The organism is Stenotrophomonas sp. 364 (assembly GCF_009832905.1).
Taxonomy (GTDB): domain Bacteria; phylum Pseudomonadota; class Gammaproteobacteria; order Xanthomonadales; family Xanthomonadaceae; genus Stenotrophomonas; species Stenotrophomonas maltophilia_AP.
In genome coordinates this window covers 3,124,227-3,139,329 of the sequence record NZ_CP047135.1, presented here as the reverse complement: position 1 = coordinate 3,139,329, position 15,103 = coordinate 3,124,227, and the positions used below count along the sequence as shown (strand labels likewise).

At 66.5% G+C, this 15,103-nt stretch carries 11 protein-coding genes; 3 read left to right on the top strand and 8 right to left on the bottom strand.

The window, feature by feature from the left end; translation table 11 throughout:
• Nucleotides 1-135: 135 nt before the first annotated feature.
• On the bottom strand, nucleotides 136-1,740 hold the full coding sequence (locus tag GQ674_RS14230) for a choline dehydrogenase (RefSeq protein ID WP_236546088.1): 1,605 nt from the start codon (nucleotides 1,738-1,740) through the stop codon (nucleotides 136-138).
• A 206-nt stretch (nucleotides 1,741-1,946) separates the two neighbouring features.
• Between GQ674_RS14230 and GQ674_RS14225 the strand changes: the two genes are divergently transcribed.
• Both GQ674_RS14225 and GQ674_RS14220 read left to right on the top strand, forming a co-directional pair.
• Entirely contained in the window at nucleotides 1,947-3,284 is a 1,338-nt protein-coding gene (locus tag GQ674_RS14225; RefSeq protein ID WP_159497596.1) for an MFS transporter, read from the top strand.
• A 31-nt stretch (nucleotides 3,285-3,315) separates the two neighbouring features.
• Nucleotides 3,316-3,672, top strand: coding sequence for a DUF1304 domain-containing protein (locus GQ674_RS14220; RefSeq protein WP_121038995.1), 357 nt, complete (start codon nucleotides 3,316-3,318; stop codon nucleotides 3,670-3,672).
• Between the two features lie 87 nt (nucleotides 3,673-3,759).
• Here GQ674_RS14220 and GQ674_RS14215 read toward each other — a convergent pair whose 3' ends face one another.
• The 3 genes from GQ674_RS14215 to GQ674_RS14205 form a co-directional block, all read right to left on the bottom strand.
• Nucleotides 3,760-4,230 carry a hotdog fold domain-containing protein gene (locus tag GQ674_RS14215; RefSeq protein ID WP_159497595.1) on the bottom strand — a complete coding sequence of 157 codons (471 nt, stop codon included), beginning with the start codon at nucleotides 4,228-4,230 and terminating at the stop codon, nucleotides 3,760-3,762.
• Between the two features lie 62 nt (nucleotides 4,231-4,292).
• On the bottom strand, nucleotides 4,293-6,773 hold the full coding sequence (locus GQ674_RS14210; protein WP_159497594.1) for an acyl-CoA dehydrogenase: 2,481 nt from the start codon (nucleotides 6,771-6,773) through the stop codon (nucleotides 4,293-4,295).
• A complete protein-coding gene (locus GQ674_RS14205; RefSeq protein ID WP_159497593.1) occupies nucleotides 6,770-7,690 on the bottom strand; it encodes an alpha/beta hydrolase in 921 nt (306 codons plus the stop codon). Before GQ674_RS14205 ends, GQ674_RS14210 begins: the two co-directional genes overlap by 4 nt.
• Before the next feature lie 166 nt (nucleotides 7,691-7,856).
• On the opposite strand from GQ674_RS14205, the gene GQ674_RS14200 reads away from it, so the two are divergent.
• Nucleotides 7,857-8,459: a TetR/AcrR family transcriptional regulator gene (locus GQ674_RS14200; RefSeq protein ID WP_125357883.1), complete on the top strand. Its 603-nt coding sequence runs from the start codon at nucleotides 7,857-7,859 to the stop codon at nucleotides 8,457-8,459.
• Between the two features lie 2 nt (nucleotides 8,460-8,461).
• Here GQ674_RS14200 and GQ674_RS14195 read toward each other — a convergent pair whose 3' ends face one another.
• From GQ674_RS14195 to GQ674_RS14180, 4 genes are all read right to left on the bottom strand, one after another.
• Nucleotides 8,462-9,775 carry an aspartyl/asparaginyl beta-hydroxylase domain-containing protein gene (locus tag GQ674_RS14195; RefSeq protein ID WP_159497592.1) on the bottom strand — a complete coding sequence of 438 codons (1,314 nt, stop codon included), beginning with the start codon at nucleotides 9,773-9,775 and terminating at the stop codon, nucleotides 8,462-8,464.
• Between the two features lie 75 nt (nucleotides 9,776-9,850).
• The gene (locus GQ674_RS14190; RefSeq protein WP_159497591.1) at nucleotides 9,851-12,754 is read right to left on the bottom strand and encodes a TonB-dependent receptor; all 2,904 of its coding nucleotides are present in this window, start codon (nucleotides 12,752-12,754) and stop codon (nucleotides 9,851-9,853) included.
• 445 nt (nucleotides 12,755-13,199) lie between these two features.
• A complete protein-coding gene (locus GQ674_RS14185) occupies nucleotides 13,200-14,060 on the bottom strand; it encodes a hypothetical protein (RefSeq protein WP_159497590.1) in 861 nt (286 codons plus the stop codon).
• Nucleotides 14,061-14,179: 119 nt separating this feature from the next.
• A complete protein-coding gene (locus GQ674_RS14180; protein ID WP_159497589.1) occupies nucleotides 14,180-15,076 on the bottom strand; it encodes an Hsp33 family molecular chaperone HslO in 897 nt (298 codons plus the stop codon).
• Between the last annotated feature and the right edge of the window lie 27 nt (nucleotides 15,077-15,103).

Here is a 15,103-nt window from a genome sequence, read left to right as displayed (position 1 = left end):
AACTGCTGTGGGTGATTCTAGCGCTGCTTTTCCTGATTGCACAAACCAAGCGAAGATGAATGCGTATCTGGTTGAAAAGGCGCGGTTTTTGCATCCCTTGCGCGTGCAGTGCCGACGCGCGCGGCGCACCCCTGTTCAGCTTGCCGAGGCCGCCTCCAGGATCCACTGCGCGGCGCGTTCGGCCAGCATGAGGGTGGGCGCGTTGGTATTGCCGCTGACCAGGCTGGGCATCACCGAGGCATCCACCACGCGCAGGCGGCGCACGCCGTGCACGCGCAGCTGCGGGTCGACCACCGCCCCGGCATGGGTGCCCATCGCGCAGGTGCCCACCGGGTGGTAAATGGTCTCGGCCTTGGCGCGGATGAAGGCCTCCAGCGCGGCCTCGTCCAGGTCCTGCCGCGGCGGGAAGATCGGTGCCCCGCGCCAGCGGTCGAACGCCGCTTGGCGCAGGATCTCGGCCGACATCCGCACGCACGCTTTCATCATCGCCAGATCCATCCCGTCGGGATCACTCAGGTAATGGGCCTGGATGCGCGGTGGCGAGGCGGGGTTGGCGTCGCGCAGGCTGATCCGGCCCCGGCTGCGCGGGTGCAGGGCACAGGCATGCAGGGTGTAGCCGTCGCCGGGCAGGCGGTGGCGGCCGTGGTTGTCCAGCATCGCCGGCACGAAGTGGAACTGCACGTCGGCGCGCGCGTCGACGGCCAGCGGTGAGCGGGCGAAGCCACCGGCCTCGGCGATGTTGCTGGTGCCGGCGCCGCAGCGGCCACGCAGGAAGTAGTCGAAGGCGATCCGGGCCTGGTTGCTGCGGTCGTAGCTCACGCCCGGATGGGTATGCACCAGCGTGCAGATGTCCAGGTGATCCTGCAGGTTGGCGCCCACCCCGGGCAGGTCGGTACGAACGGCGATGCCGTGCTCCCGCAACTGGGCGGCCGCACCGATGCCCGACAGCATCAGCAGCTGCGGCGAGTGCACCGCACCGGCGCTGAGAATCACCTCCGCGCTGGCCGCGGCATGCCGGTGCCGGCGGCCGTGGCGGAAATGCACCCCCGTGGCGGTGTTGCCCTCCAGGCGCAGCGCGGTGGCATGTGCACCGGTGAGCACGGTGAGGTTGCGCCGGCCGCGCGCCGGGTGCAGATAGGCGGTGGCGCTGGAGCAGCGCGCGCCATCGCGCTGGGTCACCTGGTACAGCCCGACCCCGAGCTGGCGGGCGCCGTTGAAGTCGTCGTTGCGCGCATGCCCGGCCTGCACGGCAGCGTCGAGAAAGGCGTCGGAGAGCGGGTTGTGGTGGCGCAGGTCGGCGACCGACAACGGGCCGGCGTCGCCGTGCAGTGCGCTGCCGCCGCGGCTGTTGGCTTCGCTGTGCAGGAACCACGGCAGCACCTGCGCCCACCCCCAACCCTCGGCGCCGCCGGCCGCCCAGCCGTCGTAGTCGGCGGGGACGCCGCGCACGTAGCACATCGCGTTGATCGAACTGGAGCCGCCCAGCACCTTGCCGCGCGGCCACCACAGGCGGCGGCCTGCCAGCGCCGGCTCGGCGTCGGTGTCCAGGTTCCAGTTGATGCGGCGGTTGTTGACCAGCCGCGCCAACCCGGCCGGCATGTGGATGAACGGGTTGCGGTCGCGTGGACCGGCTTCCAGCAGCAATACCCGACAACGCGGGTCGGCGCTGAGCCGGTTGGCCAGCACGCAGCCGGCCGATCCTGCGCCGACGATGATGTAGTCGTACGTGTCCGTCACCACGGCTGGCGGCCCCTTCGGTAGATGGCCCCGAGCATAGGGCAGCAGGGCCTGCGACGGGGCAGCGCGATCATGGCCACGCAGCGTTGCGCCGGTGAACAGCGCTGCTACTGGCGATGTTGCGGTGCATCGTTTACCTTGCGCGCTTCGACGCCCGGAGTTCCCCACATGCTGCCGTTGCAACGCCCCTTGTCCGCGCAGAGCGGGCAATGACCGCGGCGACCGGGACCGGCACGGCAGCCGGTGGGATGCTGAGTGCGTGGCGGCGTTCGCCACCGCTGATCTGGGCCTCGCTGTATTTCTTCTGCCTGCTCAGCGGCTACTACGTGCTGCGCCCGGTGCGCGAAGCGATGGCGGCCTCCTCCGATCTGCAGACCGTGTTCCCGCTGCCGCTGATCGAGTGGTTCGCCGGCCATGGGATCGCCCTGCAGGACTTCGTGCTGCAGTTCCTGTTCACCTGCGTGTTCTTCATCATGCTTGTGCTGCAGCCGCTGTACGGCGCGCTGGTGAGCCGCTATCCGCGCCGCGTGTTCCTGCCGGTGGTGTACGGGTTCTTCATCGTCACCCTGCTCGGGTTCTACGTGATGTTCGAGACCGGCGTGCCCGGGCGCGGCATGGCGTTCTTCTTCTGGATCACCGTCTTCAACCTGTTCGCGGTGGCCGTGTTCTGGAGCTTCATGGCCGACGTGTTCTCCAACGTGGAGGCGCGCGCGTATTACGGCTACCTCGGCGCGGCCGGGACGATCGGGGCGTTCCTCGGCCCGATCATCACCTCGGCACTGGTGCAGCGGGTCGGCATCGCCAATCTGATGCTGGTCTCGGCTGGTTTCCTGCTCATCTGCCTGGGCTGCATCTGGCGGCTGCGGCTGTGGGCGGTGGCGCGCGAACAGGAGCGGGAACTGGTCTCCGGCGAGACGCCGATGGGCGGCAGCGTGTTCGATGGCCTGAAGCTGATCGTGCGTGAGCCGATGCTGCGCTGGCTGGCGCTGATGGTGCTGTTTGGCGTGGGCGTAGGCACCATGCTCTACAACGAGCAGGCTTCGATCGTGCGCCGCCTTTACACCGACCCGGCCGCCAGCACCGCGTTTTTCTCACGTGTGGACCTGGCGGTGAACGCGCTGACCCTGATCATCCAGCTCGGTGCGACGCGCTGGCTGCTGTCGCGTTACGGGATCGCTCCGGCGCTGTTGATTCCGGGCGTGGCGATCATCATCGGGTTCTCGGTGCTGGCCGCCTCGCCGCTGCCGCTGATGGTCGCGATCGTGCAGGTGATGACCCGCGCCAGTGAATTCTCCCTGGCCAAGCCGGCACGCGAGACCATCTACACCCGGGTGGACCGCCAGTGGCGCTACAAGGCCGGCGCCGCCATCGACACCGTGGTCTACCGCGGTGCGGATCTGAGCTTCGCCTGGCTGCACAAGGGGCTGTCGCTGTTCGGTTCGCACATCGTGTTCGTTGGCGGCCTGGTCGTGGCTGGTGCGATGACCATCGCGGCCCTCGGCCTGCTGCGCGAAGAAAAGAAGCTGCCGGGCGAGCGCCCGGAGTAAGCTCTCTGCATTACGTTCTGGAGGCCTGCCCATGTATTGGATCGCGCTGTCACTGACCTTGCTGGTCGCCCTGCTGCACGTCTACTTCCTGGTCCTGGAAATGTTCCTGTGGACCAAGCCGCTGGGCCTGAAAACCTTCCGCAATACGCCGGAAAAGGCGCAGGCCACGCGCGTGCTGGCGGCCAATCAGGGGCTGTACAACGGCTTCCTCGCCGCCGGCCTGTTCTGGGGCCTGTTCGATCACCTGCCGATGCTGGTGAACTTCATGCTGGGCTGCGTGATCGTGGCCGGCTGCTATGGCGCGTACAGCGTCAACAAGCGGATCTTCTTCATCCAGGCTGTGCCGGCGATCCTGGCCGTGGCGGCATGGTGGATGGTGCCTGCCTGACAGACGTCAGCCACGCATGGCGTGGCGCCATCGTGCGACAGACGGATCGGAGGTAGCGCCACCCGATGGGTGGCTGCGCACCCGCGATCAACGCTTGACTGGTGAGACCCACATCGCGATCCGCGCCTCGAACACGGCCGTGCCGGCGTCATCGCGCACCTGCACCTTCACCGGCAGCGCGTAGCCTGCCTCGGCCGCCACGATCGGCTGCTCCGGCGTGGCCACCGCATGCTGGGTGCCCGTCGCCTTGGCCAGGTACTGCACCTCCATGCCTTTCGGGATCCAGCGCATGCCGTTGGGCAGCGAGGCATCCACCATCAGCCCGGCAGTGAGTTCGGCCAGGTTGCACAGCGCGATGGCGTGCACGGTGCCGATATGGTTGGTGACCTTGCGCCGGTGCGCGATGCGCCCTTCGCAACGGCCGGGCTCAAGCAGGGTGATGCGCGGGGCGATGCTGGCGAAGTAGGGCGCCTTGACGCACACTGCGCGGGAAAACAGCCAGCTGCCGGCGGGCCAGCGCTGCATCCGGCGATACAGGTTCAACAGGGGAGCGGACATGGACGCCTCTCAAGAAAACGGCGGACCGAAGTCCGCCGTTGGGGGTTACGTTGCTGCCTCGATCACGCCGCTTGCTGCGACTGCGCGTCCTTGCGCTCGCGGTCGTAGTAACCGGCCGAGCGCAGTTCGTGCGGATCGAAGTCGTCCACGGTGATGGTTTCCAGGGTGAGCGCGCGCAGCTCTTCGAGCAGGGTGCGCTCGTCCTGGGTGATCACGCCTTCGGCGAGCGCTTCGTCCAACTGGGTGGCGAAGTCCAGGGCTTCGATGCCCTTGGTCTTGACCGCCTTGATGAACTTGCGCTCGACCGGCTCGGCCATGATCGCCTTGGACAGGTAGCTGTTGATGCGGCCGCCCGGGTTGTTCTCGCACGGGGTCAGGAAGACGCCACTGGCCAGACGGTCGCGGGCTTCGTTGGGGGCCATCAGCAGCGCAGCCACGCGGTGGCCCAGGCGATCGCCGGGGGCCTCGGCACGGCGGCCGAACGGGAAGATCAGCAGCCACATCAGCCAGCCGATCGGACGGATCGGGAAGTTGCGCAGCGCCGCCGACAGCGACGTTTCAATCGTGTGCACGCTGTCATGGAAGGCCCAGGCCAGCAGCGGCTGGTCGGCCACCGGCGCGCCTTCGTCGTGGTAACGCTTGAGCATGGCGCTGGTCATGTAGATGTGGCTCAGCACATCGCCCAAGCGGCCGGACAGCGATTCCTTGAACTTCAGCTTGCCGCCGAGGGTCATCATCGAGATGTCGGCCATCAGCGCCAGGTTGGCCGAATAGCGGTCCAGCTTGCGGAAGTAGCGGCGGGTGTAGGCATCGCCCGGTGCGGCACCGAAGCGCGCACCGGTCAGGCCGAACCAGAACGAACGCACGGCGTTGGAGATGCCGAAGCGGATGTGGCCGAACAGGCTGCGGTCGAACTCCTGCAGGCCGGCACGGGTGTCCGGGTCCTGCGCGGCCTTCATTTCCTTCAGCACCCACGGGTGGCAGAGGATCGCACCCTGGCCGAAGATCAGCAGGCTGCGGGTCATGATGTTGGCGCCTTCCACCGTGATGGCGATCGGTGCGGCCTGCCAGCTGCGGCCGGCGAAGTTGCGCGGTCCCAGGATGATGCCCTTGCCGCCGATCACATCCATCATGTCCGAGATCACTTCACGGCTCATGGTGGTGCAGTGGTACTTGGCAATCGCCGACGGCACCGACGGCACGTCGCCGCGGTCCACCGCAGCGGCAGTGGCCTGGCACAGCGCGCTGATCGCATAGGCCTTGCCGCCGATGCGGGCCAGCGCTTCTTCCACGCCTTCGAAGCGGCCGACGGACAGGCCGAACTGCTTGCGGATGCGCGCGTAGGCACCGGTCACCACCGCGCCGGCCTTGGCACCGCCACTGGCGGTGGACGGCAGGGTGATCGAGCGGCCCACGGCCAGGCACTCGTTGAGCATGTTCCAGCCCTTGCCGGCCTTTTCGGCGCCGCCGATCAGCTGGGTGAGCGGAATGAACACGTCCTTGCCGCGGATCGGGCCGTTCTGGAAGGTCGAGTTGAGCGGGAAGTGGCGGCGGCCGATTTCCACGCCGGCGGTGTCACGCGGCAGCAGCGCCAGGGTGATGCCGATGTCGCGGGTGGTGCCGATCAGGCCGTCCGGATCGTACATGCGGAACGCCAGGCCGATCAGCGTGGCCACCGGGGCCAGGGTGATGTAGCGCTTGTCGAAGGTGAGCTTCACGCCAAGCACCTGCTCGCCGTTCCACTCGCCCTTGCAGACGATGCCGTAATCGGGAATCGAGGTGGCGTCCGAGCCGGCGAACGGGCCGGTCAGGCCGAAGCAGGGCACTTCGCGGCCATCGGCCAGGCGCGGCAGGTACTGGTCCTTCTGCGCCTGGGTGCCGTAGTGGTTGAGCAGTTCGCCCGGGCCGAGCGAGTTGGGCACGCCGACGGTGGAGCTGACCACGCTCGACACCGATGCCAGCTTCTGGATCACCTTGTGGTGGGCCAGCGCGCTGAAGCCCAGGCCGCCGTATTCCTTCGGAATGATCATGCCGAAGAACTTGTTCTTCTTGATGAAGCTCCACAGTTCCGGCGGCAGGTCGGCGTAGACGTGGGTGATTTCCCAGTCGTTGACCATTTTGCACAGCTCTTCGACCGGGCCATCCAGGAAGGCCTGTTCCTCGGCGGTCAGCTGCGGCTTGGGGTAGTTCAGCAGGATGTTCCAGTCCGGGTCGCCGGTGAACAGCTCGCCTTCAAAGCCGACCGAGCCGGTTTCCAGCGCGATGCGCTCGGTCTGCGACAGCGGCGGCAGCACCTTGCGGAACACCTTCATCATCGGCGCGGTCAGCAGCGGCTTGCGGATGAAGGGCAGCAGCAGCGGCACGGCGATGACCGCGACGATGGCCGCAGCCACGATCGTGGCGGTCTGGCTGACGTACGGGATGAACCAGCAGGCGGCCAGCAGCACCAGGCTGACGATCGTCCAGGTGATCAGCCGCATCCGGTGGTAGGCGACGATGGCGCCCGCCAGCAGGATGGCCAGGAAGGGAACGACAATGCTCATGAGCGTGCTCCGGTGACGTGCTCGGTAGTGGCGGACTGTGCAACGGCGGAGGCCGAGGGCAACACGTCCAGATAGTCCAACACAGTAGCGGTAAAGGCGTTGTTGTCATCACCGGCGACCATGTGCGTGGCCTCCGGCAGCTGCACGTGGCGTGCATGTGGCACCAACGCCAGGAACTCGGCCACCGTCTGCGGGGTGACCAGGGTGCTGCGGCCACCGCTGACCAGCAGCAGGGGGCATTTGACCTGGCGCGCCGCTTCGGCAAGCGCGTCCTGGTGTTGTTCGCTGTCGCGCGCCAGTTCGGCGACCAGGCGCGGGTCCCAATGCCAGCGCCAGCGGCCATGGCCGTCCTCGCGCAGCAGTGCGCGCAGCGAGTCTTCGGACTTGCGTGGACGATGCGGCATGTAGGCCGAGATCACATCGGCGGCCTGCGTCAGCGAGGCGAAGCCATCCGGGTGGGCGGTCATGAACATCAGAATGCGTTCGACCCCGGCGGTATCCCAGCGCGGGGTGATGTCCACCAGCACCATGGCCGAGAAAAGGCCCGGCCAGCGCGATTCGGCGAGCAGCCCGAACAGCCCGCCCATCGAGGCGGCGACCAGGATCGGCGGCTGCGGCTGTTCGCCGGCCAGCACGATCAGGTCATCGGCAAATTGTTCGCCGTGGTAGGGCAGGTCGGCCGGGTTCCAGTCCGAGTCGCCATGGCCGCGCGCATCGTAAGCCAGGGTCTGGTAGCCAGCGGCGGCCAGCGAGAGTGCGGTGGGTGTCCAGGCATGCCGGGTCTGGCCGAAGCCATGGGCGAACAGCACGGTGCCGCGGCGCCCGGCCGAGGAGCGGGAGGCGGCCAGCACGGCATCGTGCGCGCCGGTCAGTCGCTCATCGTCAACGCGGGGCAGGGTAGAAGAAGGAATGACCATACTCGCTAGTATGGACCTGCCCGTGGGCATGTCAATACTTGGGGGTATGGAAGCCCTTCGCGGCGCGGCGGAAGGGCGCTACGTCAGTGACGGCGCGGGCATTGGCGCCGGTCACGGCGTGCCATTTTGGCGGACACGGACCCCGGCGTATGGTTAAATCAACGCCATGAATGAACCTGAAGCTTCCGCCGGCGAGCCACGTGCCGGCCGCAACAGCCGCCTGAGCGCGGAAGACTGGGCCCAGGCTGCCCTGGACCTGATTGCAGAACAAGGCGTTGGCGCGGTGGCGGTCGAGCCGCTGGCGCGTCGCCTGGGGGTCACCAAGGGCAGCTTCTACTGGCACTTCCCGTCCCGTGACGCGCTGCTGCAGGCGGCGCTGGAGCGCTGGGAGCTGTTCGAGCAGGAACAGGTGTTCGGCAGCCTGGAAGACGTGCCGGACCCGCGTGCGCGTCTGCGCCAGCTGTTCCAGGTGGTGGCCCATGAAGTGCAGCCGCACATCATCTACAGCGAGCTGCTCAAGGCGCTGGACCACCCGATGGTGCGCCCGGTCATCGACCGCGTCTCGCACCGTCGGCTGGAGTACCTGGTGGCCTCGTTCCGTCAGGCCGGGTTGAGCCGCACCGATGCGCAGCACCGCGCGCGCCTGGCGTACGCGGCATACGTCGGCTTCCTGCAGCTGTCGCTGCAACTGCAGCAGCCCAAGCAGGCCCGCGAGGATTTCGAGGCCTACGTGGAGCATGTGATCGAGACGTTGATCCCGATCGGCTGAGGTTACTCGTCCAGTACCTGGGCGCCATTCAATTCGGCGATGGCCGTGACCAGCTGGCTGACCGCATCGCGTTCGACGTCGGTCAGGTGCGGGTTCCATACATCGAACAGCAGCACCACGCGGGTCTGGGTGCCGCGGTTCCAGGCTTCGTGCTCCCAGGTGTCGTCAAAGCTGATGCAGCGTCCCGTCTCCCATGCATGGGTCTGCCCGGCCACGCGCAGCGCGCAGTGCTCGGGTACCAGCAGCGGCAGGTGGGTGACGATGCGGGTGTTGGTCACCCCGGTATGCGGGCGGATGTGCGAGCCCGGGCCCAGTACCGAATAGAGCGCCTCCGGAGCATGGCCGGGAATCTGCACCAGCGTGGTCGCCTGCAGGGCGGCGGCGGTACGCGGGCAACGCGCGCAGTTGTCGTCATATCGCCGGCCGTGCCGATGGAAGAAGAACCCATCCCAGCGCGCTGTGGCGCCCGCTTCGCCCGCCAGGTAGCTTTGGCCGCCCGCATTGGCGGCGTCCCCCAGGAACGGTTGCAGCAGGGCGCGTTCGTCCAGCACTGACACCAGTTCCTCACGCAGCGGGTCGGTCTGGTCTTCAAGTGCCTCGTACCAGGGGAACAGCGACCGGTCCAGATAGGGCGTGGCCGGCAGGTCGGGGAAGTACAGGAAGCTTGGGCGCTGCAGCGGATCGGCTGTCTGCAGGCGCATGCGCCCCAGGTAGCCATCCACGGCCTTGTCCACCCGTCGCAGCGCCTGGGCGCCGTGCTGGGCGTGCAGGGGCGCGAGCAGGCGATGAAGTACGTCGTGCCGCCCGTGCGCGAGGAACTTCATGGCATGCAGAACGCGTGGGCGAAGCCCCGGGGGCGTGCTGTCGTCGCTCAGCCAGTTGCCCTGCTTCTGGGCGGCGTTGACCGCCAGAAAGTACGTGGTCAGCGCCAGGTGCGGCCGGCGCTGCTGCTCCTGCACCCAGCCCAGGTACAGGCGGGCGACAAAGAAGCCGGGGTCCAGTGCCAATGCGTCGCGCAGCAGTGGCTCGGCGGCATCGTACTGCTGCTGTTGAATCAGTGAAACGGCGAGGTTCTTGTGCGTGCCCACGTCGTCGGGCGCCAGCGCTAGTGCGCGTTGCAGCAGGCGGGTGGCGTCGTGGTGGTGTCCGCGCGCGCTGTGGCACAGCGCGATGAAATTGAGTGCCTGCAGGTTGTCCGGGTCGCGTTGTCGTACCTGCTCGAAGCAGCGTTCGGCGGCGCTGGGGTTGCCTGAGGCGGCCAGCTGGTGGGCTTGCTCGATGAGTGCCGACAGGGGCGGGGGCAAAGGGGCGGGCATGGGCTTGACCGTGGTGTGCGGGAAAAAAAGTGGCCCCGTTTCCGGGGCCACTGTGTCACTTACGCCACGCCCCGCTTAGAAGCGCTGGGTGTAACGCATGTAGTAGTAACCACCCGGGGTGTCATACGAGTAGTCGTAGGTGTTGGCGAAGGCGCGGCCCGCCAGCGGCGGATCCTTCTTGAACACGTTGCGACCACCGATGGCCACGGTGGCGTTCCACGGCAGGTTGTAGCGGCCTTCCACGTCGTGGTACAGCACCGATTCGATGTGGTTGCGCGGGTCCGGCTGGCCGGCCAGGCCCAGCTTGTCCGGATCCGAGCACAGGCCGGCAGCCAGGTGCGCAGCCGTGCGGCCGATGCAGCTTTCCGACAACGAAGAACGGTAGCGCATCGTCCAGGTCACGCCGAAGTCACCCAGGGTCCAATCGGTGGTCAGGTTGGAGCTCAGGCGCCAGCCGGGGGTGTCCTGCTCGTAGATGCCGACCGAGTTCTCCCAGTCGGCGTCCTTGTTGGCGCGCGACTTGTCGGTGGAGACGTAGGCGCTATCCCAGTTGAACGAGAAGCTGCCCCATGCGGTGTCCGGCAGGCGGTAACGGACGCTCAGGTCGAAACCTTCCACTTCACGTTCTGCCAGGTTGCGCGGCAGCAGGAACATGTTGGTGATGCGGCCGGCGCCATCGCGGACGAAGTAGCTGCTGTCGCAGTAGCTACGATCGCCATTGGGAGCAACGTAGCACTGGTCCAGGATGAAGTCCGAGGTCGGGGTGCTGATCGCGTTTTCGATCTTGATCTTGTACCAATCAAGCGCGATGTCGAAGCCCTGCAGGTAGCTCGGGCTGTAGACGAAGCCCAGGGTGTAGTTGGTGGCCGTTTCCGGACCCAGGTCCGGGTTGCCGCCGAGGGTGAACGGGAAGATGGTCTGACCGCCGTAGCCCAGGCCAGCGTTGGTCTGCTGGACGAAGGTCGGGGACACGCCACCGGCGACGCAGCGGGCCTGGACATCGGCGGTGTAGCCACTCCAATCGGAGGAGCAGGGATCGCCGAAGTTGATGTAGCTGTCGCTGTTGCCGCGGTACAGATTGGTGATCGACGGCGCACGGAAGCCTTCGGACCAGTTACCACGCACCATCAGGTCGTTGATCGGCTTCCACTTGAAGCCAAACTTGCTGTTGGTGGTCTGGCCGAAGTTGCTGTAGTCCGAGAAGCGCGTGGCGGCGCTGAGTTCCAGCAACTGGGCACCCGGCAGGTCGGACAGCAGCGGCAGGGCCAATTCCAGGAAGGCGTCGTCCAGCGAGTAGGCGCCGGCGGTGGCCTTGCGCGCATTACCCGAGGTGTAGCCGGCGGCGACCAGGGCATCCGGATCGTCGTAGCCGCTTTCCTTGCGGTTTTCGAAGCCCAGCGCGAAACCGGCCATGCCGCCCGGCAGCTGGAACAGATCGCCGGCCAGGTTGGCGGTGAAGCTCTTGCTCAGGTTCTGGTACTGGTCATGTGCGGTGAACATCACATAGTCCAGCTGTTCCTGGTTGATCGAGCCGGCCGAGCTGAGCGGGTTGATCGGAATGCAGCCGGCCACGATCGCACCCGGGGCACCGCACTTGATCACGCCGTCGGTGTCCATGAAGGACGGGCCGGTGGCGGCGTTCAGGTTCAAGGTATTCAGGTCACCGCGCATGCGGTCGTTCTGGTCGGTACGGCTGTAGCGGTAGCCCGCATCCCAGTTGAACGCACGGTCGGCGAAGTTAAACACGCCTTCCAGACCACCGTAGAAGTGGAAGGTCTTCACGTCCTGGTTGTAGATGCGGGGCTGCTCGGTGAAGCGGCGGCCGTAATCCAGGTCACGCGCCTGCGCAGTGCCCTTGTACGGGTTGAAGTAGCTGTCCTTGTCCAGGCCGCGGGTGCCGGCCAGGTAGAAGCCTTCGGTGACCGGGAAGCCGGCCAGCGCCTGCTCGGACTCACGCTGGTTGTACAGCGCCTCGGAACGGAAGGTCACCGAGTCGGTGATGTCGAAGGCACCCTGCACGAACAGCGAGCGACGCTCCGACGGCGTCAGCAGGTAGTTGTCCGAGGCGTAGTTGTAACCATCGCCCGCCGTGGTGTACGGGTGGTAGTTGGCCAGGTCGCGCGAATCGGCGCCATTGTTGATGACGCTCATGTCGACGTTGTCGAGCGCGGCGTAGTAGTCGTCTTCGTTGGTGAACTGTTCCGGCCAGATCGCATTGCCGGCGGCATCGACCGGCTGCCAGATCACGCCCGAGGACGAAACCGAGCTGCGCTGGGTCAGACCGAACGTGGGGTTGCGCGAGATCGCGCGGTCGCGGGCCCTTACAGCGTCATCCTTGCTGTAGCTTGCGCTGAACAGGATGTTGCCGCGGTCGCTGTTGGCGCCCATGGTGAAGTCGTAGGCCTGCTGCTGGCCATCGCCCGGGCCCATCTGGCCGACGTACACGCGGGCTTCCGCGCCTTCGTAGTCCTTGCGGGTGATCAGGTTGACCACGCCGCCGATGGCGTCGGAGCCGTAGATCGACGAGGCGCCGTCCTTCAGCACTTCAACGCGCTCAACCGCCGCGATCGGAATGGTGTTGAGGTCGACCGAGGCATCCAGGGCGCTGACCCAACGGCGGCCGTTGACCAGCACCAGGGTACGTGCAGCGCCCAGGCCGCGCAGGTTGACGCCGGACGAGCCGTCGCCGCCGTTGTTCACCTGGGCATTCATCGAGAAGCCGTTGTTGGCGCTGATGTTCTGCATCAGCTGGCCAACGCTGGTCACACCGGAGTGCTCGATGGTGTCACGGCTGATGACCAGCACCGGCTGCTGGGTTTCGGTATCGACCGAGCGGATGCGCGAGCCGGTGACCTGGATGCGATCGAGGTTGGTTGCACCGGTGGTCTCGGCTTCCTGGGCCTGCACGGCGCCGGTGGCGCCCGTCGCGACCAGCGCGACGATCACCGCGTCACGCAGTTTGTTGGATTTGAAATTCATTGCTCTCTCTCTCCAAGGGAATCTTGGGTATTCACTGGGGTGTTTGCCTGCGGCGGCACCAAATGAGCGCCAATCACCACGAGGCTGACTCGATAGTAACTGCCGACTGGAGAGAATTAAAGCCACGTTAATGAAGGGTGTGAACTGGGTTAAATTCGGCAAAGTCGTTGTGGATCAATGATTTTCCGGCGCTCAAGGAACTTGCTGTCTCATTGGTTAAGTATTTGTGATGAAAATAGTTGCAGTTGATTTGTAACGGTATGTATCGAACGGTGTCGTCACGTCCCATTTGCCGGCGGATGCGCCGGTGGCGATACACGGTGTGCAGCGCTGGACCGCCGCGTGGGGCAGGTGTGGGCCACGGGGGGCCGGGGTTCCAGGCAAAAAAAACGCGCCGTGAGGCGCGCATTTGGCTCGTTCGGCGGCGCCACACGGCGCGCGTCGATCATAGATCCTGTTCGTAACGGACGTAGGGCACGGTGCCTTCGTCGGTGCTCTCGTTGCGCGGGGCGAACGGATTCTTGCCGCGCGTGATCACGTTCTCGGCGCCTACGGTCAGCTGCCCGCTCCAGGGCGTGCGCCAGGTCAAGCCGACCCCCAGGCCTTCCCACTTGCCGGGCTGGCCGGGCACATCGACCACGCGGCCGATGATGTTGCCGCTGAAGTTGCCGTAGCCGGCGCCGATGGTCAGGCTCTTGCTGTCCCAGCGGTCCACGATGGCCGGGGACGCATCGGACAGCGGCACCAGGCGTGCCTTGGCGTAGGTGCCGCCGATCGAGACAAAGCCTTCGCGACCGATGTTCTTCTGGCCGAACACAGTCAGGTCGTTCTGTTCGGCGCGCAATGCCGGTGACTTGTTCGGGCCGGCCAACCAGGCCGGCAGGGTGTCACGGCCGGTCCCGGCGGTGATGCCGAGGCGACCACCCGGACGGTTGAACGCGGCCGTACCGCTGACCCGGCGACTCAACGAGGCGTTGTCATCGTCATCGCCCAAGCTGGCCAGCATGCAATGACTGGCCAGGCCGCTGATGCTGGTGCCGCGGCTGCTGTTGCAGAGCAGGCCCAGCGAGTCGCCCGAGGACAGCCCGAAGGCGGCGTCGAGCGAACTGCGGCCGAAGTGCCAGCGCGCGCCAACGGCCTGTTCACCGGTGGGTTCCAGGTACAGCAGGGCCTCGACCTTGCCGCTGCCCTTGTTCCACACAGGAATCACTGTGCTGTCCTGGCGCGGTTTGTTCTGCGCATGCGCGCCCGTGATCGCGGCGAGGGCGATCACAAGGGCCAGCGGTAGACGCAGAAGGGAACGCATGGGAACTCTCAGACAGCAGCGGTGAGCACAAGTTCCCGCCGAAGCGGGACACTGATCCTAGGGCGTTTATGAATTCTTAACAAGTCTTGGTTCTCCCCAGAACAAAACTCGTGCGGCGATTACTGAAGCCGTTCAGGTGCCGGTGGGGAAACACCGGTGTCGCTGAACAGTATGGCGAACTCCGTCAACGGAAAGTGATACTCCTGTCCGCAGAATTCGCAACGCACGTCCACCGCGCCGGTCGGCTCGGCGGCGGCGCGGGCTTCGTCCTCGCCCAGCGACTGCAGCATGCCTTCCACCCGTTCGCGCGAGCACGAGCACGCAAAGCGCAGCCCCCGCTCGCCGAGCAGTTCCGGCTTCTCTTCATGGAACAGGCGGTGCAGCAGGTCATTGCCGGGCACGTCCAGCAGTTCCTGCTTGCCCAGGGTCTCGAACAGGGCACTGGCGCGAGACCAGCCGTCGTTGTCGCCTTCGTCGCCGGGCAGCTTCTGCAGCAGCAGGCCAGCGGCCCGGGTGCCGTCGGCCGCCAGCAGCAGGCGGGTGGGCAGCTGCTCGGACTGCCGGAAGTAGTCTTCGAACGCTTCGTCCAGGCCGGCGGCCGTCAGCCCGACCAGGCTCTGGTAGCGCTGCGGTTCGCGCGGGTCCAGGCCCGGGTTTTCGATGGTGATGGCCAGCAGCGCGTCATCGCCCAGGGTGGTCAGGTCGCGCGGGGCATCGCCGCCACCGTCGGCCAGCTGCACGATGCCGCGCAGGGTGCCGGCGGCGGTGCATTCGGCGAACAGGGTGCGCATGGCGGTGTTGCTGCGCAGCTGGATCGACAGGCGGCCATCGACCTTGGTGTGGCCGGTGAACAGCGCCGAGGCGACGGCGGCTTCGCCGAGCAGTTCGGCGGCGGCCGGCGGGTAGACCGCGTGCGAGAGGATTTCAGCCCAGGTCGCATCGAGGTGCACATGCACGCCGCGGACGCCGGCATCGGGGAGCAGGAAACGGACAAGGGTGTCGGATTGGGCGGTCATCGGTTCTATGGGCGCGCGAAGTGGGAT

Excerpts from the sequence above, each read along its gene's own strand:
- GQ674_RS14225 (WP_159497596.1), top strand. The coding sequence starts at position 1,947 with ATGACCGCGGCGACCGGGACCGGCACGGCAGCCGGTGGGATGCTGAGT.
- GQ674_RS14220 (WP_121038995.1), top strand. The coding sequence starts at position 3,316 with ATGTATTGGATCGCGCTGTCACTGACCTTGCTGGTCGCCCTGCTGCAC.
- GQ674_RS14215 (WP_159497595.1), bottom strand. The coding sequence starts at position 4,230 with ATGTCCGCTCCCCTGTTGAACCTGTATCGCCGGATGCAGCGCTGGCCC.
- GQ674_RS14210 (WP_159497594.1), bottom strand. The coding sequence starts at position 6,773 with ATGAGCATTGTCGTTCCCTTCCTGGCCATCCTGCTGGCGGGCGCCATC.
- GQ674_RS14205 (WP_159497593.1), bottom strand. The coding sequence starts at position 7,690 with ATGGTCATTCCTTCTTCTACCCTGCCCCGCGTTGACGATGAGCGACTG.
- GQ674_RS14200 (WP_125357883.1), top strand. The coding sequence starts at position 7,857 with ATGAATGAACCTGAAGCTTCCGCCGGCGAGCCACGTGCCGGCCGCAAC.
- GQ674_RS14195 (WP_159497592.1), bottom strand. The coding sequence starts at position 9,775 with ATGCCCGCCCCTTTGCCCCCGCCCCTGTCGGCACTCATCGAGCAAGCC.
- GQ674_RS14190 (WP_159497591.1), bottom strand. The coding sequence starts at position 12,754 with ATGAATTTCAAATCCAACAAACTGCGTGACGCGGTGATCGTCGCGCTG.
- GQ674_RS14185 (WP_159497590.1), bottom strand. The coding sequence starts at position 14,060 with ATGCGTTCCCTTCTGCGTCTACCGCTGGCCCTTGTGATCGCCCTCGCC.
- GQ674_RS14180 (WP_159497589.1), bottom strand. The coding sequence starts at position 15,076 with ATGACCGCCCAATCCGACACCCTTGTCCGTTTCCTGCTCCCCGATGCC.